A 26,238-nucleotide genomic window follows, 5' to 3' on the forward strand; every position below is an offset into this window, starting at 1 on the left:
CCGTCCTCCCAGCTCGAGCGCGTGATGGCCGGATCGTACTCGGCGCGGCGGAACCGGGCGAGTGGCGGAGTCCCCTGCTCCGCACACCCCCGCCGTCAGCCCGGCGAGACGAACCCGGACTCGTACGCGACGATGACCGCCTGCGTACGATCGCGCGCCCCCAGCTTCGCCAGTACGGCGCTCACGTGCGACTTCACCGTCTCCGCGCCCACGGTCAGCCGGGCCGCGATCTCCGCGTTCGACAGACCCCGCGTCATCAGCCGCAGCACCTCCGCCTCACGCTCGGTCAGCCGGGCCCGATCCAGCGCCGCCCGCGCCGCCGGGTTCCCGGCCCCGTCGCCGCCGTACTCGGCGGCCAACTGCCGCACCGACGCCGGGAACAGCAGGGATTCGCCCTCGGCGACCAGCCGCACCGCGTGCACGATCTCCGCCGGACGCGCCCGCTTCAGCAGGAACCCGCTGGCACCCGCACGCAGCGCGTCGTACACGTAACTGTCGTTCTCGAACGTCGTCACCACCAGGATCCTCGGCGGCTCCGGCACCGTCCGCAGCACCGCGCGGGTCGCCTCGATGCCGTCGAGCAGCGGCATCCGGACGTCCATCGCGACCACGTCCGGCCGCAGTTGCCGCACCAGCGGGATCACCGCGGCCCCGTCCGCGGCCTCCCCGACGACCTCGATGTCGGGCTGTGCGTCCAGAACGGCCCGCAGACCCGCGCGGACCAGGGGTTCGTCGTCGACAAGGAGAACGGTGACGGACATCCGGCCAGACTAGTCGAGCCCGTACGACGGTCAGCCCAGCGGCAGTTCCACCCGCACGCGCCAGTCGCCGTCGTCAGGGCCGGTGTGCGCCCGGCCGCCGAGCAGGGCCGCACGCTCGCGCATGCCGCGCAGGCCGCTGCCCCGGCCGGGCGTGGGTATCGCGGCGGGCAGGGCGTTGCGCACCTCCAGCTCGAGCGTGCCGTCCGCGACCCGCACCCGCACCTGTGCCGGGACCGCGCCCGCGTGCCGCAGCACATTGGTCAGGGCCTCCTGGAGGATGCGGTAGCCCTCGCGCGAGACCGGCCCCGGCAGCGCCTCCAGCGGGCCGCTCACCTCGGCGTCGAGCTTCGCACCGGAGGCCCGCGCGGACTCCAGCAACCGGTCGGCGTCGGCCAGCGTCGGCCTGCTGCTCACCGGCCGCTCCGACTCGCGCAGCACCCCGAGCACCCGGTCCAGGTCCTCCAGCGCCGCCCGGCCGGTGTCCTCGATGGCCGCCAGCGCCCGGTCGGTGAACTCCGGGTCACCCGCGGCCCGCGCCGCGCCCGCCTGCACCACCGCCACCGTCAGCGCGTGCCCGATGGAGTCGTGCAGCTCGCGCGCGATGCGGTTGCGCTCCAGCAGTCGCTCCGTGCGCTCCTCAAGCGCGGCGAGCCGCTCAGCGGGGGAGGGGCCGAGCAGCCGCCCGGCCAGCGAGGTGATCAGCTCGCCGGACGCCACGACCACCACCGGCAGCAGCACGAGCGGCAGGGGCGCCAGCGCCAGGTACCACCAGTGGTCCCCGGACAGATGCAGCAGCGCCCCCCCGTCCGGGCCGCCCCCGCCCAGCCCCGCCCGCACCAGCGTCTCGGTGGTGATGGGAAGTTGGACCGTCAGCATCGCGACCACGCCGCCCAGCAGCAGCCGGGCCTCCAGCCACAGCACCGTCCGCGCGCGGTCGCCCCAGCTCGCCGCGGGCGTGGTGACGATCTCGGGGCCGACGCCCGCAGGCCGCCGCCCCACCAGCAGCAGCCGTGCCTGCAACCCCTCCACCGTCCGCATCCCCGGCACCAGACCGGCCAGCCCCAGCGGGACCGCGGACAGCAACCACCAGTCCTCGTTGAGATACATCCACATGGCGGGCCACACGACGGCCATGAACAGATGCAGCCATCGTGTGTACGTCACGGCCCTGGTGAACGGGCGCAGCAGGCGGAGCATGCGCCCATCGTCGCAGCCACCACCGACAACGGGCCTCCCCCGGCCGGGGGAGCCGATCTCCCCTCGCGGGGGAGGCGACGACCCGGCACCGGCCGCCACGCTGATGCCCATGACCAGCATCGACGTCCAAGACCTCACCAAGGAGTACGGCACCCGGCGGGCCGTGGACGCCCTGACCTTCAGCGTGCGCCCCGGCCGGGTCACCGGCTTCCTCGGCCCCAACGGCGCGGGCAAGTCCACCACCATGCGGCTCGTGCTCGGCCTCGACCGGCCGACCTCGGGCACCGCCACCGTGGGCGGCCACGCCTACGCCGGCCTCGACGAACCCCTGCGTCAGGTCGGCGCGTTGCTCGACGCCCGGGCCGCCCACGGCTCCCGGACGGCCCGTGACCATCTGAGGATCCTCGCCACGAGCAACCGCATCCCGGCCCGGCGCGTGGACGAGGTGCTGCGGGAGACGGGCCTGGAGTCCGTCGCGCGGCGCCGGGTGCGGACGTACTCGCTGGGCATGCGGCAGCGCCTCGGCATCGCGGCCGCGCTGCTCGGCGACCCCGCGGTGGTGATGCTCGACGAGCCGTCCAACGGCCTGGACCCCGAGGGCATCATCTGGATCCGCGCCCTGCTGCGTCGGCTCGCCGCCGAGGGCCGCACCGTACTGGTCTCCAGTCACCTCATGAACGAGACGGCCGAGTTCGCCGACCACCTCGTGGTCCTCGGGCGCGGGCGGCTGCTCGCCGACATGCCCATGCGGGAGTTCATCGACGCGCGCGTGCGGCCCCGGGTGCGGGTGCGCACCACGGACGCCACGGCCCTGCAGAACGTCCTGGCCCGGCACGGCCACACCGCCGAACCCGGCGAGGACGGCGCCTGGACCGTGCATCACGCGCGCGTGGCCGAGATCGGCCGGCTCGTCTCCGAGGCGCACGTCCCGATCCTCGAACTCACCGCGGAAGAGGGCACGCTCGAACAGGCCTACCTCGATCTGACCGCGTCCGAGACCGAGTACACCGCACAGCTCCAGGAGGCCTGACCATGCCGTTCGCACCGATCCTGCACGCCGAGTGGCTGAAGGTCCGCACCCTGCGCTCGCTGTACGGCGCGCTGCTCGCGCTGCTCGCCGTCTCCACGGCCTTCTCGGCGCTCTCCGGCGTCTCGGACACCTCGGACCCGGAGTTCGACCCGCTGTTCACGGCGTTCTCGGGCGTCCTGCCCGGTCAGATCGCCGTCATCGCCTTCGGAGCCATGGCCATGTCGGCGGAGTTCCACGGCGGCGCCCTGCGCCTGTCGCTGGCCGCGGTGCCACGGCGCGGGCGGTGGTTCGCCGCCAAGGCCGTCGCTGTCGGCGTACCGGCGCTGCTGGTCGGTCTGCTGACCGCCGGGGCCTCGCTCGCCGCCGCCCGTGCCGGACTCGGCGCCACGGCGGACGGGCTGACCGCCGCTCAGCAGGTGCGCGGGGTCGTGGGCTGCGGGATCTACCTCGCGCTGATGGCGCTCCTGGCGACCGGGCTCGCGGCCCTGCTGCGCAGCGGTGTGGGCGCGCTGTCGGTCCTGATCCCCTTCGTCCTCGTGGTCTCCTTCGTCGTCGGGGACACCGCGGGGAAGGTGACCGACTTCCTGCCCGACAAGGCAGGTCAGGTGGTCCTGCACGGGACCTGGGAAGGCACCCTCGGCCCGTGGACCGGCCTCGCCGTGACCGCGGCCTGGGCTGCCGCCCTGCTCGCCGCCGGGGCGTGGAGCGTGCACCGCAGGGACGCCTGACGCCCCGACGGCGGGGGCCACGGCTGACGCCCCGCCAATTGTCAGTGGTGCCGGGTTTACTGGAGGCATGGACATCGCGCGGTACCTGGACACGATCGACCGGCTGTGCGCCCGCCCCTTCCCGGCGGAGCACGGCTGGTCGGACGTGGGCCGGGAGGGGCCGGGCTACTGCATAGCGGAGTTGGCGGCCGGGGACGGGGACGCCGCGCGCCGCGAGCGCACGGCGGAGGACTTCGAGGCGTACCGGGAGGGCATCGCACAGCGCCTTGACCAGCGCTGGGGAGCACAGCCCGCGTGGAGCACGCTGACGCTCCAGGTGCGCAAGGAGAGAGGCGAGGAGATACCCGAGCCATGGGGGAGCGTCGGTGAACTGCTGGACGAGGTGTCCCTGTGGCGGACGAACGGCACCGACCGCTGGGTGGCGATAGGGGTCGCCGCGCGGGGCGAGTCGGAGGAGGTCCGCCTGCTGGCCGTGGTGACGGAGATCGACCCGCCCTGAGGAAGGACGCACGGCGACGCGGGGTCTGCTCCTCGCGGCGACCCGCCGGGACGCAGGGGGCCAGGTTTGCGCAGCCCCCACCTGACCCCGGCTCAGTCCGCCGCAGCCACGCCCAGCCAACCAACCCCGGCTCAGTCCTCCGCAGCCACCCGCAACCGGGCGAACTCCTCCGCCATCGTCGCGGCCGTCCAGTGCGCGTTCAGCCCGCTCGGATTGGGCAGCACCCACACGCGCGTGTCCCCGATGGTCCGCTCCTGCGGCCCCACCTGGGCGGTGCGGTCCCCGAAGGCCGCCCGGTAGGCGGTGACGCCCACCACCGCGAGCCGGCGGGGCTTCAGGCGGGCCACCTTCAGTGCCAGCAGCCGGCCGCCCTCGCGGTACTCCTCGGCGGTGAGTTCGTCCGCGCGGGCGGTGGCCCGGGCGACCACGTTGGTGATGCCGAGCCCGTAGGACAGCAGCTCCTGCTGCTCGGCCGGCTTCAGCAGCCGCGGGGTGAAGCCGGACAGATGCAGCACCGGCCAGAAGCGGTTGCCGGGGCGCGCGAAGTGATGGCCGGTCGCAGCCGTCATCAGGCCCGGGTTGATACCGCAGAACAGCACGCGAAGGCCGTCCGCGACGACGTCCGGTACGAGACGGTCGCGGGCGGCCTCCAGCTGCTGCGGCGTGAAGCGGGTCAGAGAATCGCTCCGGGGGTGTAGCCCGCGGCCTCCGGGTGCTGCTTGACGATCTCGTCGATGCGGGCGACGACCACGCCGACCTGGTCGGCGGCGGCACCGGTGAAGGACAGCTTGTCGGCCATCAGCTCCGCCAGCTGCGACCGGTCCAGCGGCAGCCGCTCGTCCGCGGCCAGCTTGTCGAGCAGGTCGTTGCGCTCGGCGCCCTGCTCGCGCATGGCCAGCGCGGTCGCCACGGCGTTCTCCTTGATGGCCTCGTGCGCGATCTCCCGGCCGACACCGGCCCGCACCGCGCCCATCAGCACCTTGGTGGTGGCGAGGAACGGCAGGTAGCGGTCCAGCTCCCGGGCTACGACGGCCGGGAACGCGCCGAACTCGTCGAGGACGGTCAGGAACGTCTCCAGCAGGCCGTCCAGCGCGAAGAACGCGTCCGGCAGCGCGACCCGGCGCACCACCGAGCAGGACACGTCGCCCTCGTTCCACTGGTCGCCCGCCAGCTCGCCCGTCATCGAGGCGTAGCCGCGCAGGATGACCATCAGGCCGTTGACGCGCTCGCAGGAGCGGGTGTTCATCTTGTGCGGCATCGCCGAGGAGCCGACCTGGCCCGGCTTGAAGCCCTCGGTGACCAGCTCGTGCCCGGCCATCAGCCGGATCGTCTTGGCCAGCGACGACGGCGCCGAGGCCAGCTGCACCAGCGCGGTGACGACCTCGTAGTCCAGGGAGCGCGGGTAGACCTGGCCGACCGAGGTGAAGGCCTGCGCGAAGCCCAGGTGCTGCGCGATCCGGTTCTCCAGGTCGGCGAGCTTCGCGGCGTCACCGCCGAGCAGGTCCAGCATGTCCTGCGCGGTGCCGACCGGGCCCTTGATGCCGCGCAGCGGGTAGCGGCCGAGCAGCTCCTCCAGGCGGCCGTAGGCGACGAGCAGCTCGTCGGCGGCGGTCGCGAAACGCTTGCCCAGGGTGGTGGCCTGCGCGGCGACGTTGTGGGAGCGGCCGGCCATGACCAGCTCGGCGTACTCGCCGGACAGCTTGCCGAGGCGGGCCAGCACGGCCACCGTGCGGTTGCGCATCAGCTCCAGGGAGAGCCGGATCTGGAGCTGCTCGACGTTCTCCGTCAGGTCGCGGGACGTCATGCCCTTGTGGACCTGCTCGTGCCCGGCGAGGTCGTTGAACTCCTCGATCCGCGCCTTCACGTCGTGCCGCGTGACCTTCTCGCGCTCGGCGATGGAGGCCAGGTCGACCTGGTCGAGGACACGCTCGTAGTCGGCGATCGCCGCGTCCGGCACCTCGATGCCGAGGTCCTTCTGGGCCCGCAGCACGGCGAGCCAGAGCTGACGCTCCAGCTTCACCTTCTGCTCGGGGGACCAGAGCGTGGCGAGCTCGGCGGAGGCGTACCGTCCGGCGAGAACGTTCGGGATGCGGGGCTTGGCGGGAGAAGTCACGTGTCGCGGATTCTACTGGCGATTAGTGCAGGCCAGCGCCAGACCCCGGTTGGGCGGAACCTACGAGACCGCTGTCACTCGGCGGCCTCCGCCAGATACGGCATCAGCTCCGGCCGCTTCGGCGGGCGCCCGTCCCCCGACGACCGGCCGGTCAGCCGGCGCCCGATCCAGGGAAGCAGGTGCTGCCGGGCGAACCGTACGTCCGCGACCCGGCGGGTGACCCAGCCCGGCGGCAGGGACGCCGGCGCCGGGACGTGCCAGTCGGCGTCCTCGGGTTCGTAGCCCAGCGACTGCCAGACCGCCTCGGCGACCCGGCGGTGACCCTCGGCCGTGAGGTGGAGCCGGTCCACGTCCCACAGCCGCGGGTCACCGAGGGCGGGTGCGCCGTACAGGTCGACCACGACCGCCCCGTGCCGGGCCGCGAGCTCGTCGATGCAGGTGAACAGCTCCTCCATGCGCGGCCGGAACCGCTCCAGGACCGGCCCCTGCCGGCCCGGGCTGCGCATCAGCACCAGCTGCTCGCAGGCCGGGGCCAGCCGCTCCACGGCCTCGGTGAGCAGCCCCTTCACGCGCCCCATGTCGCACTTGGGGCGCAGCGTGTCGTTCAGGCCGCCGACCAGGGTGATCACATCGGCGCCCATCGCGGCGGCGACGTCCACCTGCTCGTCGACGATCTGCCCGATGAGCTTGCCGCGCACGGCGAGGTTCGCGTACCGGAAGCCGGGCGTGCGCGCGGCCATCCGCGCCGCGAGCAGGTCGGCCCAGCCGCGGTAGCTGCCGTCGGGCAGCAGGTCCGACATGCCCTCGGTGAAGGAGTCGCCGACCGCGACCAGGCTGGTGTGAGTGGGGTTCGTCTGCATGGCGTCAGCGATGGTAACCCGTCGGACATACCCAGCGGTCGGTCACCCCGGCCGACCCCGTCTCACGGCAGCCCAGCCCCCTACGCCGGCTGCCCGAACAACTCCCGCAGCACGTCCTCCATCGTCACCAGCCCCGCCAGCCGCCCGTCGGCGCCGAGCGCGGCGGCGAGGTGCGTACGACTGCCCCGCATCGCGGTCAGCACGTCGTCCAGCGGAGTCGTCTCCCGTACGCGGGCGATGGGCCGCATGTCCCGCAGCCGGAAGGCCACATCGCGCGGGGAGGCGTCCAGCGCGTCCTTCACATGCAGATAGCCCACGATGCGCCGGCCCTCGTCGACCACCGGGAACCGGGAGAACCCGGACTCGGCCGACAACCGCTCAAGCTCCTCCGGCGTGACGCCCACACGCGCGTAGACGACCCGTTCCAGCGGAAGCACCACGTCCCGCACCGGCCTGCGCCCCAGCTCCAGCGCGTCGTTCAGCCGCTCGCGCGCACGGGCGTCGATCAGCCCGGCCTCGCCGGAGTCACGCACCAGGCGGGCCAGCTCGGCGTCCGAGAAGGTCGCCGTGACCTCGTCCTTGGTCTCGATCCGCATCAGCTTGAGCAGGGCGTTGGCGAAGGCGTTGATCGCGAAGATCACCGGCCGCAGCGCCCGGGCCAGCGTCACCAGCGGCGGCCCCAGCAGCAGCGCGCTGCGCACCGGCTCGGCGAGCGCGATGTTCTTGGGCACCATCTCGCCGAGCAGCATGTGCAGATACGTCGCGAGGGTCAGCGCGATGACGAACGACACCACGTGCCCGGCACCGCTCGGCACGCCGACCGCGTGGAACACCGGCTCCAGCAGATGCGCGATCGCCGGTTCGGCGACCACACCGAGCACCAGGGTGCACAGCGTGATGCCGAGCTGCGCGGCCGCCATCAGGGCGGACACATGCCGAAGGCCCCACAGCACGCTGCGGGCGCGCCGGTCACCGTCCTCGGCGTGCGGTTCGATCTGGGAACGGCGTACGGAGATCAGCGCGAACTCGGCGCCGACGAAGAAGGCGTTGACGACCAGCGTCGCCAGACCGATCAGCAGCTGTACGGCGACCATCACCGGCTCCCCTCTTCGTCGTCCTCGGTGTCGTCCAGCGGCGCGTGCAGCAGCACCCGTGCGGCGCGGCGCCCGCTCGCGTCGACCACGTCCAGCCGCCAATGGCCGACCTGGAGGCTGTCGCCCTCGGCCGGGATGCGGCCGAGTTCGGCGGCGACGAGGCCGGCGAGGGTCTCGTACGGCCCCTCGGGCGGCCGCAGGCCGACGCGCGCGAGCTGGTCGATGCGGGCGGCGCCGTCCACGGAGTACAGGGCGTGGCCGTCCGGGTCGGTGCCGGCCGGGGCGAGGTCGGGCGTCTCGTGCGGGTCGTGCTCGTCGCGGACCTCGCCGACTACCTCCTCGACGATGTCCTCCAGGGTGGCGACGCCGGCGGTGCCGCCGTACTCGTCGATGACGACCGCCATGGTCCGCTTGCCGGACAGCCGGTCCAGCAGGCGGTCCACCGTGAGCGACTCCGGCACCAGCAGCGGCTCGCGCATCAGCTCGGCGACCCGCACCCGGGGGCGCCGTTCGGCGGGTACGGCCAGCACGTCCTTGATGTGCGCGGTGCCCACGACCGAGTCGAGGTTGCCGCGGTAGACGGGGAAGCGGGACAGGCCGGTCGCGCGGGTGGCGTTGGCGACGTCCTCGCAGGTCGCCTGCACATCCAGGGCGATGACCTGGACGCGCGGCGTCATCACGTTCTCCGCGGTCAGGTCGGCCAGGTTCAGGGTCCGTACGAACAGCTCGGCGGTGTCCGGCTCCAGGGCGCCCTCCCGGGCGGAGTGCCGGGCGAGCGCGGCCAGCTCCTGCGGCCCGCGCGCGGAGGCCAGCTCCTCGGCCGGCTCGATGCCGAACCGGCGCACGACCCGGTTGGCCGTGTTGTTCAGGTGGGTGATGAAGGGCCGGAAGGCGCGGCTGAACCAGCGCTGGGCGTTGCCCACCGTCTTGGCCACGGCCAGCGGCGAGGAGATCGCCCAGTTCTTGGGCACGAGTTCGCCGACGACCATCAGGAACACCGTCGACAGGCCCGTACCCAGCACGAGCGCCAGCGAGGACGCGGCCGACCGGGACATGCCGACCGACTCCAGCGGGCCCGCGATCAGCCGCGAGATCGACGGCTCGGCGAGCATGCCGACGACCAGGTTGGTGACGGTGATGCCGAGCTGGGCGCCGGAGAGCTGGAAGGTGAGGTTGCGTACGGCCTTCAGCGCGCCGGCCGCGCCGCGTTCACCGCGCTCGGCCGCCGCCTCCAGCTCGCCGCGCTCGACCGTCGTCAGCGAGAACTCGGCGGCGACGAAGGCGCCACAGGCGAGCGAGAGCAGGATCGCCACCAGCAGCAGGAGCACTTCGGTCATCGGGTCACCTCCGTCCCATGATCGGACAGGGTGGCGGACAGTGCGCGATGTCGGCTACTGGGAGGCTCGCCCATGGACGGACGCTCACACCTTTCATCAGAGGACCGCGTCAGGACGACACGGTCCTCCAATAGTAAAGGATCGGCAAAGCGGATCAGGTGGATCAGTCGGTGAGGGGCTTCACCCAGCGAAGCCACTGCTCCTGGGGCGCGTACCCCGCCGCGCGCCAGGCATGGTGCGCCGTCTCGTTGCGGGTGAGCACCATCGCGTCCCCGCGCCGGCCCCCCAGCCGTACGAAGCGCTCCTCGGCCGCCGTGAGCAGCGCCGAGCCGATGCCGCGGCGGCGCCGCTCCGGGTGCACCGCGAGCCGGTACAGATGGCAGCGCCAGCCGTCGAAGCCGGCGATCACGGTGCCCACCAGTTCGCCGTCCAGCTCGGCCAGCAGCAGCGCCTCCGGGTCCCGCTCCACCAGCCGCTCCACTCCGGCGCGGTCGTCGCTGATGCTGGTCCCCTCGGCGGACGCCTTCCAGAAGGCGAGCACGGCATCGAGGTCGTCGGGCGTCGCGGCCCGTATCCGCAGGTCGGTCATGGGACGAGCACATCACGGTCGGCCCTGCCGGACGGCGAATTCCACGATGCGGACGTCACTCGTGCGCGATCGCCGCCAGTACGTTCATCCGCGAGGCCCGCAGCGCGGGCAGCAGCGCCGCCACCACCCCGACGACCGCCGAGCCGATGACCACCGCCACGATCGTGCCCCAGGGCACCGCCAGCGCGGTCATGCCCTGGAGCGCCAGCACCTGCTGCATGCAGACACCCCACACCAGCCCGAGCGCGAGCCCCAGCACCGCGCCGAACACGGCGATCACCACCGACTCCAGCCGGATCATCCGCCGCAACTGCCGGCGCGACAGCCCGATCGCCCGCAGCAGCCCGATCTCCCGGGTGCGCTCCACGACCGACAGCGCGAGCGTGTTCACCACACCGAGCACCGCGATGACGATGGCCAGCCCGAGCAGCGCGTACACGAGATACAGCAGCACGGCGATCTGGTCGTGGATCAACTGCTTGTAGTCCGCCAGGTCCCGCACCTGCACCTGCGGATACGGCTCCAGCGTCCGCTCCAGACCCGCGCGCAGGGCGTCGTCGTCGGTGCCCGCCCGGCCGTTGACGTAGACGGCGGAGTCCTGGCCGCCCGGTGCGTAGCGGTCCAGGGTGGCGAGGGAGAAGTAGATGCCGCCCTGGTTGCCGAAGCCCTCGGCGGTCTCCTGGTCGGTCAGCGCGCCCACGGTCAGCTCGGCGGTGCGCCCGCCACGGAACTCCACGGGCAGCGCGCTGCCGACCCGGACGTCGTGGTCCCGCGCGAAGTCCAGGTCCATCGCGAGGTGCCCGCCGGCCAGCGCGGCGGCGGTGTCTCCCTGCGCGTAGGTGATGTTTGCGACCTCGTCGAGCTGGGCGTCGTAACCGGCCGCCGTGGTCGTGACGCGGTCGCCGTCCGGCAGGCGTACGGCGATCGGGGTGAACCGCGCGCGGACGACCAGGCCGACCCCCTCCGTGTCGCGCACCTTGTCGGTGACCTCGGGCGGGAACGGCACGAAGTTGCTGTTCTGCAGGACGAAGTCGGCGCCCAGCGTTTTGTCGATCTGCTCGTCGAACGACTGGGTCATCGACGCGCTCGCCACCGACATCCCGCCCACGAGCGCGAGCCCCACCATCAACGCGGCGGCCGTGGCGCCCGTACGGCGCGGATTGCGCAGGGCGTTGCGCTGGCTCATCCGCCCGACCGAGCCGAACAGCGCCGGGAAGCCCGCGCCGAGGACCCGGATCACCGGGCGCACCAGCAGCGGCCCCGCGATGACGGTGGCGACCAGCGTCAGCACGACCCCGAGGCCCAGCAGGGACGCCGCCGTGGCCGTCCGTGACGCGGCCACGCAGCCGGCCAGCGCCGCCGCACCGGCCGCCCCGACGACCACGCCCACCACCGCACGCACCTTCAGCGGGCGCCCCACCCCGGCGACCTCGGCGTCCGAGAGGGCCGCCATCGGGGAGACCGTGGCCGCGCGGCGGGCCGGGAGATACGCGGCGACGAAGGTGACGCCCACGCCGACGACGTACGCCACCACGGGCGTTCCCCACCCGACCACCATCTCGGTGGCCTTGATGTTCATGCCGAGCAGGCCCATCAGCTCGATCAGCCCGGCGGCGAGGCCGATCCCGGCGGCCAGGCCCAGGGTGGAGCCGACCAGGCCGAGCAGCGTCGCCTCCGCCAGCACCGAGCGGCGCACCTGACGCCGGTCGGCGCCCAGGGCGCGCAGCAGGCCCAGTTCGCGGGTTCGCTGGGCGATCAGCATCGAGAAGGTGTTGACGATCAGGAACACGCCCACGAGCACGGCGATCCCGGCGAACCCCAGCATCACGTACTTGATGACGTCGAGGAACCCGCCCAGCTGGTCCACGTCCGACTCGGCCTGCTCCTCGGCCGTCCGCAGCTCGTAGCGGGCCGCGCTGTCACCGAGCGCCACGGCCACGCGCCGCTTCAGCTCGGTGTCGCTCACCCCGTCGGCCGCGTCGACGGTGATGGCGGTCGCGGCCTTCGTGTCGCCCAGCAGCCGGGCCTGCGCGGTCGGCGGGTCGAGGAACAGCAGGGCCGCGCCGGGGTTGGTGGTGGTGAAGGTGACGATGCCGACGACCTTCACGTCGAAGGAGCCGGGCGCGGCGATCACGGTGAGCGTGTCGCCGATCGCCACGTCCTTGCGGTCGGCGGTCTCCGAGTCCAGCAGCGCCTCCTCGGGACCGTGCGGGGCGTGGCCGGAGGTGAGCTCCACGGGGCTGCGGTCGGTGGGCTGCCAGCCGGTGCCGATCGTCGGGGCGCCGGTGGTCGGGCCGACCGACTCGTGGTCCTCGTCCACGACGGTGATGCCGTTGACGTCCACGTCCGCGCGCGCGTCCGCCACCCCGGCCACCCGCTTCACCCGTTCGGCGAGCGCGGCCGGCAGGGTCGGGGTGAAGCCCGAGGGCACGGTCTCGTCGAGTGTCTCGTCCGGGCTGATCGTCACATCGGCGGCCGTGGACGCGAAGAGCCGGTCGAAGGTACGGCTGACGGTGTCCGAGAAGATCAGGCTGCCCGCGACGAACGCGACGGACAGCACGACCGCCAGCGCGGACAGCAGCAGCCGTCCCTTGTGCGCGAGAAAGCTGCGGAGGGTCGCCTTGAGCACGGACTCAGGCCTCCTTGCCGGGGTCGCCACCGTCTGCGATGGCCCCTCGGACGATGTCGAACCGTTTCATTCGCTCCAGCACGGCATGGGCCGTGGGCCGCTCCATCTCGTCGACGATCCGCCCGTCCGCGAGGAAGAGCACCAGGTCCGAGTGGGCGGCGGCGCCCGGGTCGTGGGTCACCATCACCACGCTCTGCCCGAGGTCGTCCACCGCCTCGCGCAGAAAGCCCAGCACCTCGAGACCGGCCCGCGAGTCCAGGTTGCCGGTCGGCTCGTCCGCGAAGATCAGCTCGGGCCGGGAGGCCAGCGCGCGGGCACACGCGACACGCTGCTGCTGGCCGCCCGACAGCTGGGCCGGCCGATGCGTGAGCCGGTCGCGCAGCCCGAGCGTGTCGATGACCTGGTCCAGCCACGCCGGGTCGGGTTTCTGCCCGGCGATGTCCATGGGCAGGGTGATGTTCTCCAGCGCGTTCAGCGTCGGGATCAGGTTGAACGACTGGAACATGAAGCCGATCCGGTCCCGGCGCAGCCGCGTCAGCTCCCGCTCCCGCAGCCCGGTGATCTCGGTGTCGCCCAGCCACACCTGCCCGGCCGAGACGGTGTCGAGCCCCGCCAGACAGTGCATCAGCGTGGACTTCCCCGAGCCCGAAGGCCCCATGACCGCGGTGAACCGGCCGCGCGCGACGTCCACGTCCACCGAGTCCAGGGCCAGTACGGCCGTCTCACCGGAGCCGTACGCCTTGGTCAGGCCGCGGGCGCGCGCGGCGATCCCGTCGGCCGAGGCCAGGCCCGGGGCGTGCTCCGCAGCAGGTGTGGACAAGGCCGCCTCCTTGGTCGGGGACCGGGGATCGGGGACATCGGGCACTTCCTCGTCCCGCCCGAGCCTAATGTGACCGGCGGCACACTCGGTATCCTCCTTGAGTTTGAGTGGCCCTTGCCGGTGCTAGCACCTCGGCGCTAGCTTCGAGGTATGGCGAAGACCCAGCTGAACGTCCGCGTGGACGAGGGCACGGCCCGCGCGGCCCGTGAGCGCGCCCTGGCCCGCGGCATGAGCGTCAACCGCTACATCGAGGAACTGGTCCGACAGGACACCGGCGAGGTCGGCCACACCTTCGTGGAGGCCGCCGCCGACTTCATGAAGAGCTACGCGTCCGTCTTCGCCGAGGAGTTCGGCGACCCGAAGCGCGAAGGCCGTCACTGAGCCGTTGAGCCCTCTCCGGATCGACCTCGCCTGGCTGCTGATGCTCGCCGAGCAGTACACCCCGGGGGACCCCCAGGTCAGCGACTGGGGCGCGCTCGTCGCCGCCGTCGCCCGCCACCAGGCCGAGATCTTCGACGTCCCCGTCTACGACACCCCGCACGCCCGCGCCGCCGCCCTGCTCCAGCTCCTCGTCCACATCCCGGCCCTGGAGCGCTCCAACGCCCTCTTCGCCTGCGCCGTCGCCTACGCCTACCTCGTCGCCAGCGGCCTCAAGGTCGTCACCTCACCCGAACAGGTCCGCGACCTCGCCCGCATGGTCAAGACCGGCGAAGCCTCCGTCCACGACATCGCGGACGAACTGCGCCAGTGGAGCATCGAGGCCTAGGGCCTGTCTTCCGGATCAGGTCGGCTGAAGGGGACTGCGCTTCTCGCGACGCCGGCATGATCCGGAAGACAGGCCCTAAGCCTCCGGCCGCCAGGCCGTGCCCAGGACGCAGTACGACATCGGCAGGGCCGGGCCCTTGTCCGGCATCAGGAAGCTGCGGTAGGGGCCGAGTTCGAAGCCGGCGGAGCGCAGGGCGGCCACCGGGTCGCGGGAGACGTGGCAGCCGCCGTTGAGGCGCGGCCACACCGTCAGGTCGAGGGCGCGCTGGGTGGCGGTCATGGCCCGGCCGCCGCCCCGCCCGTGCTCGAAGAACCGCACCTCGCCGCCAGGCCGCAGGACCCGCCGCACCTCCCCGAGCGCGCGCGGCACGTCCCGCACGCTGCACAGCACCAGAGACAGCACGACCGCGTCGAACGCCTCGCTCTTGACCGGCAGCGCCTCCGCCGCACCCGGCACCACGTCCACCGGCACCCCGGCCCGCACCGCGGCGTCCACCGCGAGCTGCCGCAGGGTGCGCTCGGGTTCGATGCCGACGACCTCGGAGACGGTGCCGGGGTAGTGGGCGAAGTTCAGCCCGTTGCCGGCGCCCACCTCCAGCACGCGGCCGGACAGACCGGCGAGCAGCCGCTCGCGGATGCCGCCCATGCCCATCCGGGTCTCGGCGGCCACACTGACCCGGGCGTAGTAGCGGGCGAACAGCGGACGGTGCACGGCATCCCGCGCCGGCTTGCCGGCGGCCGTGGAACGCAGCGGCATGGGGACCTCCTCGGCAGGACGGGCCTTAAGCCGATTCTGCCCCGCCCCACGCCCCGGCACCCACGTCCACGACCGCCGGACAGCGGCGGCCTACGTCGCCGAGGGCGCGGCCCACCGCGTCGCGAAGGCGTCCGCGTCCCAGGTCCCGTCCAGCCGCGGCGCGAGCCATCCCGGCGCGGAGGCCCGGAAAACGTCCGGGGACAGCGCGCCCGCCCCGGCCGGCAGGGCGCCGAGCAGCGCAGCCGCGGTCACCTCCGGCAGGTCGGCGAGGTTGCAGCGGCAGGCGAGGTCGGCGTCGTCGGGCCAACTGCCGATGACGACACCGGCCAGGTCGAGGCCGCGGCGGCGCAGCTCACGGGCCGTCAGCTCCGTGGTGTTCAGCGTCCCCAGGCCCGCCGAGGCGACCACCAGGACCGGCGCGCCCAGCAGCTCGGCCGCGTCGGCCAGCGTGCCGCCCTCGTCGTCGAACCGCACCAGCAGCCCGCCCGCGCCCTCCACCAGCACCAGGTCGTACTCCGTGGCCAGCTTGGCCGCCGCGTCCGCGATCTCCCGCGGCCGCACCGGAGCGAGCCCCGCCCGCCGCGCCGCCGTCGCCGGGGCCAGCGGCTCCGGATACCGGGCGAGCTCGGCGATCGCGACCTCGCCCGCGAGCCGCGCCACCTCGGCCGCGTCCCCGAGCTCGTCCGGCCGTACGCCCGTCTGCGCACCCTTCAGCACGGCGACCGACCGGCCGGCCGCGAGCGCCGCGGCAGCCACCGCGGCGGTCGTGACGGTCTTGCCGACCTCCGTGCCCGTACCTGTGATCACCAGGACCGGCATATCCGCTTCTCTCCGTTTCATCCCTCGCGCGCGGCCGCGCACACGGCCCGCGCGATCCGCGCCACGTCCTCGTCACCGGTGACGTACGGCGGCATGGTGTAGATCAGGTCGCGGAACGGCCGCAGCCAGACGCCCTCGCGCACCGCGGCCGCCGTCGCCGCCGCCATGTCGACCGGGTGGTCCAGCTGGACGACACCGATCGCGCCGAGCACGCGCACGTCCCGCACACCGGAAAGCTCCGAGGCCGCGGCGAGCCCCTCGCGCAGGCCCGCCTCGATGCGCTTGATCTCCGTGGCCCAGTCCTGCCCGAGCAGCAGGTCCAGCGAGGCGCAGGCCACAGCGGCGGCGAGCGGGTTGGCCATGAACGTCGGCCCGTGCGCCAGCACCGGCACCTCGCCCTGCGAGATCCCGTCGGCCACACGCGGCGTGCACAGCGTCGCCGCCATCGTGAGATAGCCGCCGGTCAGCGCCTTGCCCAGGCACATCACATCCGGCGTCACGCCCGCGTGGTCGGCCGCGAACAGCGCGCCCGTACGGCCGAACCCGGTCGCGATCTCGTCGAACACCAGCAGCACGTCGTGCGCGTCGCACGCCTCGCGCAGCACCCGCAGATAGGCGGGGGAGTGGAAGCGCATGCCGCCCGCACCCTGCACCACCGGCTCCACGATCACCGCGGCCAGCTCATGGGCGTGCTCCGCGATCGCCGAGCGCAGCAGCTCCGCGTACGTCTCCTCGTACTCGGCCGGCGGCGCGTCCACGAACACCTGCTGCGGCAGGACGCCCGACCACAGCGCGTGCATGCCGCCGTCCGGGTCGCACACGGCCATCGGCTGCCAGGTGTCCCCGTGGTAGCCGCCGCGCCAGGTCAGCATCCGCCGCTTCTCCGGGCGGCCCAGCGAACGCCAGTACTGCAGGCACATCTTCACCGCGACCTCGACCGACACGGACCCGGAGTCGCAGAGGAACACATGCTCAAGACCGTCGGGCGACATGTCGACAAGGCGCTTCGCCAGCCGTACGGCGGGCTCGTGCGTGAGCCCGCCGAACATGACATGGCTCATCCGACCGAGCTGGTCCTGCACGGCCTCGTCCAGCACCGGGTGGCGGTAGCCATGGATCGCCGCCCACCAGGACGACATGCCGTCGACCAGCTCGCCCGAGCCGCCGGCGAGCCGCAGCCGGACCCCGCTCGCCGACTCCACGACGAGCGGTTCGGCCTTGCCGGGCATCGGACCGTAGGGATGCCACACATGCCGCCGGTCCAGGTCCAGCAGCTCCGGCACGCCGAGCTCAGGCATTGGGCGCGAGGTCCGTACCTGCACCACGACGGCGTACGGCGACGAGGTCGGTCCGCGGCTCGGCCGCGGCGGGCGCGGCCTCGGCGGCAGCCGGCACGGAGCCGCAGACCCCGCCGCCCTCATGCGAGCCGCAGCCACCGGCACCCTCGTGGGAACCGCAACCACCCGCGGCCGCGTGAGAACCGCAGCCCCCGGCAGCGGCCCGGTGCTCCGGCAGCGTCACCTCCCCGGCGCCCTCCACCTCGAAGCCGGCGTCGGCGATCATCTCCAGGTCGGCCTTGCCGGCCTGGCCCTCGCTGGTGAGGTAGTCGCCGAGGAAGATCGAGTTGGCCAGGTGCAGCGCGAGCGGCTGCATCGTGCGCAGGTGGACCTCACGGCCGCCCGCGATGCGCACCTCGACGTCCGGGCACACGAAGCGGACCATCGCCAGGATGCGCAGGCACCGCTGCGGGGTGAGGTTCCACTCCTTGGCCAGCGGCGTGCCCTCGAACGGGATGAGGAAGTTGACCGGCACCGAGTCCGGGTCCAGCTCGCGCAGCGAGAACACCACGTCGACCAGGTCCTCGTCGCTCTCGCCCATGCCCGCGATCAGGCCCGAGCAGGCCGACAGACCCGCCGCGTGCGCCTTCTGCACGGTGTCGACGCGGTCGGCGTAGGTGTGCGTGGTCGTGATGTCCGCGTACGTCCCCTCGGACGTGTTCAGGTTGTGGTTGTAGGCGTCGGCGCCCGCCTCGCGCAGCCGCTCGGCCTGGCCGTCGGACAGCAGACCGAGGCAGGCGCACACCTCGACGTCCTCGTTCTGGTCCTTGATCGCCTTGATGGTCTCCGACACCCGGTCCACGTCACGGTCCGTCGGACCGCGCCCGCTGGCCACCAGGCAGACCCGCTTGGCGCCTCCGGCGAGCCCCGCGGCGGCCGCCTCGGACGCCTCGTCGGGCTTGAGCCAGGTGTACTTCAGGATCCCGGCCTTCGAGCCGAGCCGCTGGGAGCAGTACGAGCAGTCCTCGGGACACAGGCCCGACTTGAGGTTGACGAGATAGTTCAGTTTCACGCGCCGCCCGAACCAGTGCCGGCGCACCTTTCCGGCCGCGGCCACGACGTCGAGCAGCTCGTCGTCCGACGTGGCCAGCACGGCGAGCGCTTCCTCGCGGGTCGGCAGCTCGCGCCGAAGCCCCTTGTCCACCAGCGTGTTCAGCAGATCCATGAGAGCCGATCCTGTCGTACGGAGGTACCCCGGGCCAATGTGACTTCGCACAACGAAGGGCGTTCGACGTGTGGGTATTGCCACACCGTGGGCGGCTGCCCCTGCGGCTAGTGTCTGTCCACTGCCTACAAATCCTGCGGAGGGACCCATGGCGTTCGGCTGGATCGACGAGTCGGCGGAACTGCGCCGCCGCGCCGGACTCGTACGGACGCTGCGCCCGCGCCCCGCCGACTCGCCGCTGCTGGACCTCGCGAGCAACGACTACCTCGGCCTTGCCCGCCACCCCGAGATCGTCGCGGGGGCGCAGGAGGCCGCCGCGCTCTGGGGCGGCGGCGCCACCGGCTCCCGGCTGGTCACCGGCACCACGGAACTGCACACCGCGCTGGAGCGCGAGCTGGCCGAATTCTGCGGCTTCGAGGCGGCCCTGGTCTTCTCCTCCGGGTACGCCGCCAACCTCGCGGCGGTCACCGCGCTGGCCCCGCACGGCTCGCTGGTCGTCTCCGACGCGGGCAACCACGCCTCGCTCATCGACGGCTGCCGGCTGGCCCGGGGCACCACCCAGGTGGTCGGACACGCCGACCCGGACGCGTTCCGCAAGGCCCTGGGCACGCACGAGGGCCCCGCCGTCGCGGTGTCCGACTCGGTCTTCTCGGTCGACGGCGACGCGGCCCCGCTGGCCGCCCTCGCCGAGGCCTGCCGGGCGTACGGCGCCGGGCTCGTGGTCGACGACGCGCACGGCCTCGGCGTACTCGGCGACGGCGGGCGCGGCGCGCCGCACGCGGCCGGGCTGGCGGGGGCCGAGGACGTCGTCGTGACGGTGACCCTGTCGAAGTCGCTGGGCAGCCAGGGCGGCGCGGTGCTGGGCCCCGCGCGGGTGATCGAGCACCTGGTCAACGCGGCCCGCACGTTCATCTTCGACACCGGCCTCGCCCCGGCCGCGGCGGGCGCGGCCCTGGCGGCCCTGGGGCTGCTGCGCCGTGAGCCCGAGCGGGCGGCGCGGGCGCGGGAGGTGGCGACCGAGCTGTACGAGCGGCTGACGGCGGCGGGCCATGAGGCGGTACGGCCGGACGCCGCCGTCGTGTCGGTGCGCGCTCCGTCCCCGGAGCAGGCCGTGCGGTGGGCGGCGGACTGCCGCGCCGCCGGGGTGGCCGTGGGCTGCTTCCGGCCGCCGTCCGTGCCGGACGGCATCTCCCGGCTGCGGCTGACCGCCCGCGCGGACCTCTCCGGGGAACAGATCGAACGCGCTGTACGGGTGATCGGTCGGACGCGACCGTGAGTCGGCGATCCACGGCCGTGTTTCAGAACTGATCCGTTTTCAGAGTGAAACGACCCTGGGAGGGGCCTCGAACGACCCTCAGTGGAATGCGGCCGTGAATCCCGCCCAGCTCTCGGGGGAGAAGAGCAGCGCGGGTCCCTCCGGCCTCTTGGAGTCGCGCACGGCGAGCCGGCCCGACCAACGGGCTGTCTCGACGCAGTTGTTGGCTCCGGTGCTGTAGCTGCTGCGCAGCCACTGTGCGCTGTGCAGTCGGGTACTGGAGGGGACGTTCCGAGGCAGTGCAGACATGGTGCCTCCTTATGCGCCGTCAACTGTCCCGGCGATGTGATCCAGCGAGTCCTCGGGTGAAAGGGCGTGTGCCTGAAGGGTGTTGAAGGCCTCGGTGTAGGCCTCCAGGTCTTCTTTCCGTTCGAGATAGAGGCTACTCGTCATGTGGTCGAGAACAACCACATCCAGATCAGAAGTGCGCGGAAATGAGAAGATAACGAAAGGCCCGGTGACGCCGATATGCGCCCCGGCGGAGAACGGCAGCACCTGGATACGGACCTGCGGCAGCCGCGCCGCCTCCAGCAGCCGCCGCACCTGCCCCCGCATCACCTCGGGCCCGCCCACCTCCCGGCGCAGCACGGCCTCGTCCAGCACCGCGCTCAGCCTCAGCGGCGGCTGCGCCCGCAGCACCTCCTGCCGGGCGAGGCGCACCTGCACCAGCGCGTCCACCCGCTCGTCCGGCTCCCCGGCGAGGCCGGCCACCGCGGCCCGGGTAACCGCACGGGCGTACTCGGGGGTCTGAAGCAGACCGGGCACCACGGAGGTCTCCAGCGTGCGCATCGCGCTGGCCTGCGACTCCAGACTGATGAAGTCCCGGTAGGCGGGCGGCAGCACCCCGCGGTAGGCGTGCCACCAGTGGTGCCGGCCGATCCCGTCGTCGGAGCCCGCCAACATCAGCAGCAGCTCGCGCAGTTCGGGGTCACAGACGCCGTAGGCGTCCAGCAGTAACCGCACGTCGGACGGTTTCACGCCACTCGCGCCCGTCTCGATCCGGCTCACTTTCGACTGATGCCAGCCCACCAGCCGGGCCGCTTCGCCGCTGGTGAGTCCCGTACGGGTGCGCAGCGCGCGCAGCTCCGCGCCGAGCTTTCGGCGGCGCACCGCCGGACCGTGCTGCATGGGCCCCTCCCTACTCCTCAAGGGCCGCCCAAATAGGGTCTGCCGTCGCAGAGTTCACCGCTTCGAGCGACAGATATATGCATATCTTGGTGGATCGCCACCGTTACCGGCGTGCTGGTGGCAGTCTGGCGAACGAAGCACCAGTCCGGGACCGTACTCGAACCATCCGATTCTTGTCGGACCGCGATCCCGTGGGAAAGGGACGACGTCGCCATGGCAGACCACCTGGAAGCATCCGTCACTCTGCCGAGCGATCCCGCCTCGGTCTGCGCGGCCCGTGCCTTCGTCATCGGCACCCTGGGGGAGTGGGGTCTGCCGTCGGACACCGAGGCCGCCGACACCGTCCGGCTGATCGTCTCCGAACTCGCCACCAACGCCGTACAGCACACTTTCGGGCAGTCACCCACCTTCACGGTGGCCGTGCGCCTGGAGCGTGACGAACAGTTGCGCATCGGCGTCACCGACAGCCACCCGAGATTCCCGAAGCGGCTGCCGGCCGCGGTGCAGCAGGACAACGGCCGCGGCATGGTGATCATCCGCTGGCTGACGGCGGAGTGCGGCGGCAGACTGCGCGTCAGACCCACGCGCGAGGGCGGCAAGACGGTCCTGATCGAGCTGCCCTGGACCGTCCCGGCTCATCCGGTGACCGCGGCGGGCCAGCAGGAGCCGTGAGCCCCCGAGAGCGCGCGGACGCTGCTCGGGGGCCCAGGGGTGGCCCCAGGCGGTGACGGCGGGTCAGGGCGCCGTACCGCCCGGGAGCGGGTCAGCTCACGCGGCCGTACCAGACCTTGCTCGTCCAGATCTTCTGCAGCCTGACCACGTCCCCGGTCTTCGGGGCGTGCCAGATGCGGCCCTTACCGGCGTAGATGCCCACGTGGTAGACGTTCGAGCCCGAGTGGAAGAACACCAGGTCCCCCGCCTTGCGGCTCTTGGCGGAGATGTGCCGGGTCTTGTTGTACTGCTGGGCGGCGGTCCGCGGCAGAGACTTGCCCGCCTTCTTGTACGAGTAGAGCGTGAGGCCCGAGCAGTCGAACCGGTGCGGACCGGTGGCGCCGTACTTGTAGGGCGAGCCCTTCTTCGAGGCTGCCACCTGGAGGGCCTTCGTCGCGGACGTGGCGGCCTGGGCCTCGGCGGCGACGCCGGGCACCACCAGGGAGCCGCCCACGGCGGCGAGAGTCAGGGCCGAGGCCGTACCGGCACGGGCCATGAGCGACGGGACACGATTCTGCGCGGTCATGCGCAACCCTTCGTCAGCCGCCTGTGAAGGATGACCTGTCGGATTCGGGCTGGCGAAGTGGCCCGGCCACCCGAAGGCGGCTTCACCCCAAGGACCGCTCGGACAACTGCGCTCCGGCGGACCGTCGTGCTTGGGTCCTCCACTCCTGCCGATCCACTCCTGTCGACCGGTCATCCGGGCGGCGGCAGGACTCGGCGTCCGCCCGGACCGCCCCGCCGCGGTGGCGGGGGCTTGTCGTCAGTCAGGGATCTTCACTCACAAGTGTCCGAAATACCCAATGGAACCGGGGATTTGTGTTGTTACTCACCACTCGCCCGTTCGGGTGGACAGCTTGATCGACAAGCGTCTGTCAAGACCGCCGAACGGCCCCGGACCAGGGCCGGAACGCATTGTTCCGCCGTGAAAGCGCGCGCATCACGCAACTGTTGGGCCCCGCAATACGACCACCTTCTACTCCGAAAGGGGGTACGTCATTTGGTCCGTTTAACGGCGGCCTCGCGCGCTCAGCCGTCGGAGCGCGACGGCAGCGCCACACGCGCCGTTCGGCGCTCCCCGTCCAGGACGCGCAGCGCCCGCGCGAGGGTCGGCGCGTGCAGCTCCGTCTCGCCCCGTTGGTGCATCAGCGCGAGTGCGTCGCGCAGTTCCACGGCCTTGGCGCACCAGCGCCTGAGCGGCGCGCAGTCCGCCGTAGGTGTCGCCGTGGTGCGCGGGGTTGATCCGGCCCAGCAGGTCGACCGTCTCCAGGTAACGGTCGATCAACTCGCCCTCGGCGCGGGTCAGCGCGGGCAGCGGCGGCAGTTCGGGTGGCAGCACCGGCGCCTCACTCCCCGGTCGGCGGGGCGAGGGTCGCCTTGCGGCCGGGCACGATGCGGTCCACCAGCCTGTACTCCAGCGCCTCCTGGGCGGTGAGGACGCGGTCGCGCTCGATGTCCGCGCTCACCTGCTCCCGGTCGCGTCCGGTGTGCCGGGCCAGCATCTCCTCCAGGCCGCGCCGCATGCGCAGCAACTCCTCCGCCTGGAGGGCGAGATCACTGGCCTGCCCCTCCACCGGCTCGGTGAGCGCGGGCTGGTGGAGCACGATCCGGGCGCCCGGCAGCGCGAACCGCTTGCCCGGCGTCCCCGCCGCGAGCAGCACCGCCGCCGTCGCACCGGCCTGGCCCCAGGCAGATCGTCTCCACGTCGCAGCCGACGTAGCGCATCGTGTCGTAGATCGCCGTCATGGCGCTGTACGAGCCGCCGGGCGAGTTGACGTACAGCGAGATGTCCCGGTCCGGGTCCTTGTGCTCCAGGTACATGAACTGCGCCATCACGTCGTTCGCCGACGTGTCGTCGACCTGCGTGCCCAGCAGGACGATCCGTTCCTCCAGCAGCTTCGAGTAGGGGTCCTGGGTCCTCGGTCCGGAGCTGGTGCGTTCGGTCATCTCGGGCAGGACATGGCGGGCGGACGGTCGGGTCATGGCTCACGCGCCTCCCTTCGGAGCCCTCGGCGAAGGGTGTTCCGTAGAAAATGTACAGGACGTACATGACGTAATGTGGTGAGCATGGCCTACGAGATTCCGGTGACGCAAGCCCGCGCTGAGCTCGCCGACCTCATCAACCGCGTCGTGTACGGCGGCGAGCGCGTCGTCGTCACCCGGCACGGCAAGCCCCTCGTCGCCCTGGTCTCCGCCGCTGACCTGGAACGACTCGACGCGCTGGATGCCCCGGCCGAGGAGCAGGTGGTCAGCGCGGTCTCCGCGGTCCGCGAGGTCGCGTCCGCTCCCCGCGAACGGCAGCGCTTCGGCATCGCGGCGGAGCACCGGGGCCCGTAACCGCTGGGGGTGTGTGCACCACTTGTTGCACCCTCCGGCGGCATTTCCGGCCGAGTGACCCGTCCCGGGTGCAACAGATCGTGCACACACCGGCCTACGCCGTGAGGGCGGGCTCCCGGTCCCGGCTCGGGGTGCTCTTGTGGGGCCTCAGGGTGGGGCCCAGGGCTACCGCGCCGAGGCCGATGACCGCCCACCAGGTCAGGGTCAGGGCGGGGGTCGTGGCCGCGGCGCCGTCGAAGTACGACACCGAGCGGATCAGCGTCGCGCCCGCGCCCGGCGGCAGCCACTGGCCGAGGGCGCCGGCCGGCTCCGGCAGCATTTCCGGGGCCGAGGCCGCCGCGGAGAAGGGGTTGCCGAGCAGCATCACCAGGCCGGCCATGACGCCGATCCCCGCCGGGCCCAGCAGCGCCGCGAGGCCTGCGACCGCGGCGCCGACCGCCAGCGCGGCCAGCCCCAGGGCGCCGGCCTCCGTCCACCAGTCGCCGGTGAGGACGCCCAGCCAGCTGTGCGCGAGGGCCGCCGCGACCACGCCGACCAGGGCGGCCGCGCCCACCAGCGCGGCCACCGCCCGCACGCCCCGCAGTCCGCTCAGCGTGACAAGGGCGCCCATCGCGATCCCGGCCAGCGCCAACGGCAGCACGCTCGCGGTCAGCGCGGCCCCGCGCGGGTCCCGCTCGGGAGCGGCGACCACGTCGACCGTGCGCGGCTCGGTGCCGGCCGGGGCCTGCTCGGCGACAGCCTGCCGGAGCAGCTGGGCCACCAGCGGGCTCGCGGCGGAGGCGGTGAGCAGCTCCGGGCCGCGGTCGGTCACGACGACCGCGCCGTAGACCGACCGGTCCTCGACGGCCCGGCGGGCCGCGTCCGCGTCGGCGTACCGGTGGACGTCGAACGCGCCCTCGTGCGCCTGGAGCTGCCGCTCCACCTGTGCGGTGGCGGCGGTGGGTCCGGCCACGCCGATCGGCAGGTCGCGCGGCGCGGTCCGGGCGGCCGGCCAGGCGAAGGCCCACAGGGCGAGCGCCGCGACGAGCGGGACGAGCACGACGACCGCGAGCAGGCGGCGCGTGTGCGGTGAGGGGGTGGCGGACATGGTCCCTCCGGCTTCAGATCAAAAAGAAGGATCGTTCGTTTTAGGTGTCTCCAAAGTGCTCCCCGTGCCGGTCCTTGTCAAGAAGGAACGTTCGTTTTAGGTTGCGGTCATGGCTCGCGTATCCCAGGAACACCTCGACGCCCGGCGGCGGCAGATCCTCGACGGCGCCGCGCTGTGCTTCGCCCGCAACGGCTTCCACGCCACGTCCATGCAGGACGTGCTGAAGGAGGTCGACCTGTCCGCCGGTGCCGTCTACCGCTACTTCAGCGGCAAGGAGGAACTGATCGCCGCGATCGTCTCCGAGGTGCTGGGCGAGGTCCGCGCGGCCTTCGAGGCGGCGGCCGAGCAGACCCCGCCCTCGTCGCCGGACCGCCTCGTGGCCGACGTCCTCAGCAACACCCTCGCCCTGCGCGAGAACCTCACCGTCGACGGACAGCCCGCCTTCCCGCGCCTGGTCGTCCAGGTCTGGTCGGAGATCCCGCGCAACGAGGCCCTCGCCGAGGTCCTGCGCGAGGGCTACGGCTCCGTGCGCGAGGCCTGGGCGCGGATCGTGCGGCTCTACCAGGGCAGCGGGCGGATGCGCACGGACATCGAGCCCGACCACGTCGCCCGGACCATGATCGCCGCCGTGCTCGGATTCATCGCCCAGCAGGCGCTGTTCGGACCCGTCCCGGTGGAGGTCCTGCGGGACGGCCTGCGCGCGCTGATGAGCATGACGGACGCCTGAGGGTCACAGGTTGGTTAACGTGCTCGAAACGCGGCCCAACTAGCCTGCCCCACCACACGCCACCAGGGACTTTGCCGGGTGGCGGGACAGCGGACCCCGCACGGTCCGGAGCGAGGATGTGAGGTGGGACGTGCAACTGACCCCGCACGAGCAGGAGAGGCTGCTGATCCATGTGGCGGCCGACGTCGCCGAGAAGCGCCGGGCCCGCGGGCTCCGGCTCAACCACCCCGAGGCCGTCGCCCTCATCACCTCGCACATCCTCGAAGGCGCCCGGGACGGCCGTACCGTCGCCGAGCTGATGGCCTCCGGGCGGAAGCTGCTCACCCGCGACGACGTCATGGACGGCATCCCGGAGATGATCCACGACGTGCAGGTCGAGGCCACCTTCCCCGACGGCACCAAGCTCGTCACCGTCCATGACCCGATCGTGTGA

The 26,238-nt window shown here is 72.6% G+C and carries 28 protein-coding genes, 2 pseudogenes and 1 riboswitch; of the genes and pseudogenes, 10 read left to right on the forward strand and 20 right to left on the reverse strand.

The window, feature by feature from the left end:
• Positions 1-95 precede the first annotated feature (95 nt).
• On the reverse strand, positions 96-761 hold the full coding sequence (locus RKD23_RS32405; RefSeq protein ID WP_424856916.1) for a response regulator transcription factor: 666 nt from the start codon (positions 759-761) through the stop codon (positions 96-98).
• Positions 762-791: 30 nt separating this feature from the next.
• Positions 792-1,958, reverse strand: coding sequence for a sensor histidine kinase (locus RKD23_RS32410; protein WP_424856917.1), 1,167 nt, complete (start codon positions 1,956-1,958; stop codon positions 792-794).
• A 109-nt stretch (positions 1,959-2,067) separates the two neighbouring features.
• Between RKD23_RS32410 and RKD23_RS32415 the strand changes: the two genes are divergently transcribed.
• The 3 genes from RKD23_RS32415 (at position 2,068) to RKD23_RS32425 (ending at position 4,215) form a co-directional block, all read left to right on the forward strand.
• Entirely contained in the window at positions 2,068-2,988 is a 921-nt protein-coding gene (locus RKD23_RS32415; protein ID WP_424856918.1) for an ATP-binding cassette domain-containing protein, read from the forward strand.
• A 2-nt stretch (positions 2,989-2,990) separates the two neighbouring features.
• Positions 2,991-3,716, forward strand: a complete 726-nt coding sequence (locus tag RKD23_RS32420; protein ID WP_424856919.1) for an ABC transporter permease — start codon at positions 2,991-2,993, stop codon at positions 3,714-3,716.
• Positions 3,717-3,783: 67 nt separating this feature from the next.
• On the forward strand, positions 3,784-4,215 hold the full coding sequence (locus RKD23_RS32425; protein WP_424856920.1) for a hypothetical protein: 432 nt from the start codon (positions 3,784-3,786) through the stop codon (positions 4,213-4,215).
• 131 nt (positions 4,216-4,346) lie between these two features.
• On the opposite strand, the gene mug is transcribed toward RKD23_RS32425, so the two are convergent.
• The 8 genes from mug to RKD23_RS32465 form a co-directional block, all read right to left on the reverse strand.
• Complete coding sequence (gene mug, locus RKD23_RS32430) at positions 4,347-4,892, reverse strand: G/U mismatch-specific DNA glycosylase (protein ID WP_424858385.1); 546 nt, start codon at positions 4,890-4,892, stop codon at positions 4,347-4,349.
• Entirely contained in the window at positions 4,889-6,328 is a 1,440-nt protein-coding gene (purB, locus tag RKD23_RS32435; RefSeq protein ID WP_424856921.1) for an adenylosuccinate lyase, read from the reverse strand. The genes mug and purB overlap by 4 nt, the downstream gene beginning before the upstream one ends.
• A 74-nt stretch (positions 6,329-6,402) precedes the next feature.
• Complete coding sequence (locus RKD23_RS32440) at positions 6,403-7,188, reverse strand: SGNH/GDSL hydrolase family protein (RefSeq protein WP_424856922.1); 786 nt, start codon at positions 7,186-7,188, stop codon at positions 6,403-6,405.
• Between the two features lie 80 nt (positions 7,189-7,268).
• Positions 7,269-8,282, reverse strand: coding sequence for a hemolysin family protein (locus RKD23_RS32445; RefSeq protein WP_424856923.1), 1,014 nt, complete (start codon positions 8,280-8,282; stop codon positions 7,269-7,271).
• Positions 8,282-9,619, reverse strand: coding sequence for a hemolysin family protein (locus RKD23_RS32450; RefSeq protein WP_424856924.1), 1,338 nt, complete (start codon positions 9,617-9,619; stop codon positions 8,282-8,284). The genes RKD23_RS32445 and RKD23_RS32450 overlap by 1 nt, the downstream gene beginning before the upstream one ends.
• A gap of 163 nt (positions 9,620-9,782) precedes the next feature.
• Entirely contained in the window at positions 9,783-10,208 is a 426-nt protein-coding gene (locus RKD23_RS32455; RefSeq protein WP_424856925.1) for a GNAT family N-acetyltransferase, read from the reverse strand.
• A 55-nt stretch (positions 10,209-10,263) separates the two neighbouring features.
• Positions 10,264-12,837 carry an ABC transporter permease gene (locus tag RKD23_RS32460; RefSeq protein ID WP_424856926.1) on the reverse strand — a complete coding sequence of 858 codons (2,574 nt, stop codon included), beginning with the start codon at positions 12,835-12,837 and terminating at the stop codon, positions 10,264-10,266.
• A 4-nt stretch (positions 12,838-12,841) separates the two neighbouring features.
• Positions 12,842-13,657, reverse strand: coding sequence for an ABC transporter ATP-binding protein (locus RKD23_RS32465; RefSeq protein WP_424856927.1), 816 nt, complete (start codon positions 13,655-13,657; stop codon positions 12,842-12,844).
• 150 nt (positions 13,658-13,807) lie between these two features.
• On the opposite strand from RKD23_RS32465, the gene RKD23_RS32470 reads away from it, so the two are divergent.
• Both RKD23_RS32470 and RKD23_RS32475 read left to right on the forward strand, forming a co-directional pair.
• A complete protein-coding gene (locus RKD23_RS32470) occupies positions 13,808-14,038 on the forward strand; it encodes a toxin-antitoxin system HicB family antitoxin (RefSeq protein ID WP_404039705.1) in 231 nt (76 codons plus the stop codon).
• 4 nt (positions 14,039-14,042) lie between these two features.
• The gene (locus RKD23_RS32475; RefSeq protein WP_424856928.1) at positions 14,043-14,423 is read left to right on the forward strand and encodes a fic family toxin-antitoxin system, toxin component; all 381 of its coding nucleotides are present in this window, start codon (positions 14,043-14,045) and stop codon (positions 14,421-14,423) included.
• A gap of 75 nt (positions 14,424-14,498) precedes the next feature.
• Here RKD23_RS32475 and RKD23_RS32480 read toward each other — a convergent pair whose 3' ends face one another.
• The 4 genes from RKD23_RS32480 to bioB all read right to left on the reverse strand — a co-directional run bounded on the left by RKD23_RS32480 (position 14,499) and on the right by bioB (position 18,500).
• Positions 14,499-15,179, reverse strand: a complete 681-nt coding sequence (locus RKD23_RS32480; RefSeq protein ID WP_424856929.1) for a class I SAM-dependent methyltransferase — start codon at positions 15,177-15,179, stop codon at positions 14,499-14,501.
• A 90-nt stretch (positions 15,180-15,269) separates the two neighbouring features.
• Positions 15,270-15,998 (reverse strand): dethiobiotin synthase, encoded by a 729-nt coding sequence (gene bioD, locus RKD23_RS32485; RefSeq protein WP_424856930.1) that lies wholly within the window; start codon positions 15,996-15,998, stop codon positions 15,270-15,272.
• Positions 15,999-16,015: 17 nt separating this feature from the next.
• Complete coding sequence (locus RKD23_RS32490) at positions 16,016-17,296, reverse strand: adenosylmethionine--8-amino-7-oxononanoate transaminase (RefSeq protein ID WP_424856931.1); 1,281 nt, start codon at positions 17,294-17,296, stop codon at positions 16,016-16,018.
• Entirely contained in the window at positions 17,289-18,500 is a 1,212-nt protein-coding gene (gene bioB, locus RKD23_RS32495) for a biotin synthase BioB (protein ID WP_424856932.1), read from the reverse strand. The genes RKD23_RS32490 and bioB overlap by 8 nt, the downstream gene beginning before the upstream one ends.
• A 148-nt stretch (positions 18,501-18,648) precedes the next feature.
• On the opposite strand from bioB, the gene RKD23_RS32500 reads away from it, so the two are divergent.
• Positions 18,649-19,776 carry an 8-amino-7-oxononanoate synthase gene (locus tag RKD23_RS32500; RefSeq protein ID WP_424856933.1) on the forward strand — a complete coding sequence of 376 codons (1,128 nt, stop codon included), beginning with the start codon at positions 18,649-18,651 and terminating at the stop codon, positions 19,774-19,776.
• A gap of 78 nt (positions 19,777-19,854) precedes the next feature.
• Here the strand turns inward: RKD23_RS32500 and RKD23_RS32505 are convergent, their stop codons facing one another.
• A complete protein-coding gene (locus RKD23_RS32505; protein WP_404039687.1) occupies positions 19,855-20,064 on the reverse strand; it encodes a DUF397 domain-containing protein in 210 nt (69 codons plus the stop codon).
• A 9-nt stretch (positions 20,065-20,073) separates the two neighbouring features.
• Positions 20,074-20,943, reverse strand: coding sequence for a helix-turn-helix domain-containing protein (locus tag RKD23_RS32510; RefSeq protein WP_424856934.1), 870 nt, complete (start codon positions 20,941-20,943; stop codon positions 20,074-20,076).
• A gap of 213 nt (positions 20,944-21,156) precedes the next feature.
• On the opposite strand from RKD23_RS32510, the gene RKD23_RS32515 reads away from it, so the two are divergent.
• Complete coding sequence (locus RKD23_RS32515) at positions 21,157-21,615, forward strand: ATP-binding protein (protein WP_424856935.1); 459 nt, start codon at positions 21,157-21,159, stop codon at positions 21,613-21,615.
• Positions 21,616-21,706: 91 nt separating this feature from the next.
• Here the strand turns inward: RKD23_RS32515 and RKD23_RS32520 are convergent, their stop codons facing one another.
• The 3 genes and pseudogenes from RKD23_RS32520 to RKD23_RS32530 form a co-directional block, all read right to left on the reverse strand.
• On the reverse strand, positions 21,707-22,180 hold the full coding sequence (locus RKD23_RS32520) for a C40 family peptidase (RefSeq protein WP_404039678.1): 474 nt from the start codon (positions 22,178-22,180) through the stop codon (positions 21,707-21,709).
• Positions 22,181-22,183: 3 nt separating this feature from the next.
• A riboswitch (cyclic di-AMP (ydaO/yuaA leader) is annotated at positions 22,184-22,374 on the reverse strand.
• Between the two features lie 309 nt (positions 22,375-22,683).
• Positions 22,684-22,993 (reverse strand): annotated as a pseudogene (locus RKD23_RS32525) (hypothetical protein).
• A gap of 7 nt (positions 22,994-23,000) precedes the next feature.
• Positions 23,001-23,637 (reverse strand): annotated as a pseudogene (locus tag RKD23_RS32530) (ATP-dependent Clp protease proteolytic subunit).
• Between the two features lie 84 nt (positions 23,638-23,721).
• Here RKD23_RS32530 and RKD23_RS32535 point away from each other — a divergent pair.
• Entirely contained in the window at positions 23,722-23,991 is a 270-nt protein-coding gene (locus RKD23_RS32535) for a type II toxin-antitoxin system Phd/YefM family antitoxin (protein WP_424856936.1), read from the forward strand.
• Positions 23,992-24,085: 94 nt separating this feature from the next.
• Here RKD23_RS32535 and RKD23_RS32540 read toward each other — a convergent pair whose 3' ends face one another.
• Complete coding sequence (locus tag RKD23_RS32540) at positions 24,086-25,078, reverse strand: ABC transporter permease (RefSeq protein ID WP_424856937.1); 993 nt, start codon at positions 25,076-25,078, stop codon at positions 24,086-24,088.
• A gap of 109 nt (positions 25,079-25,187) precedes the next feature.
• On the opposite strand from RKD23_RS32540, the gene RKD23_RS32545 reads away from it, so the two are divergent.
• Together RKD23_RS32545 and RKD23_RS32550 are read left to right on the forward strand one after the other, a co-directional pair.
• Positions 25,188-25,805 (forward strand): TetR/AcrR family transcriptional regulator, encoded by a 618-nt coding sequence (locus RKD23_RS32545; RefSeq protein WP_424856938.1) that lies wholly within the window; start codon positions 25,188-25,190, stop codon positions 25,803-25,805.
• A 130-nt stretch (positions 25,806-25,935) separates the two neighbouring features.
• Positions 25,936-26,238: an urease subunit gamma gene (locus RKD23_RS32550; RefSeq protein WP_164425936.1), complete on the forward strand. Its 303-nt coding sequence runs from the start codon at positions 25,936-25,938 to the stop codon at positions 26,236-26,238.

Origin of the sequence: Streptomyces sp. SAI-170, assembly GCF_049739565.1 — a bacterium.
Lineage (GTDB): Bacteria > Actinomycetota > Actinomycetes > Streptomycetales > Streptomycetaceae > Streptomyces.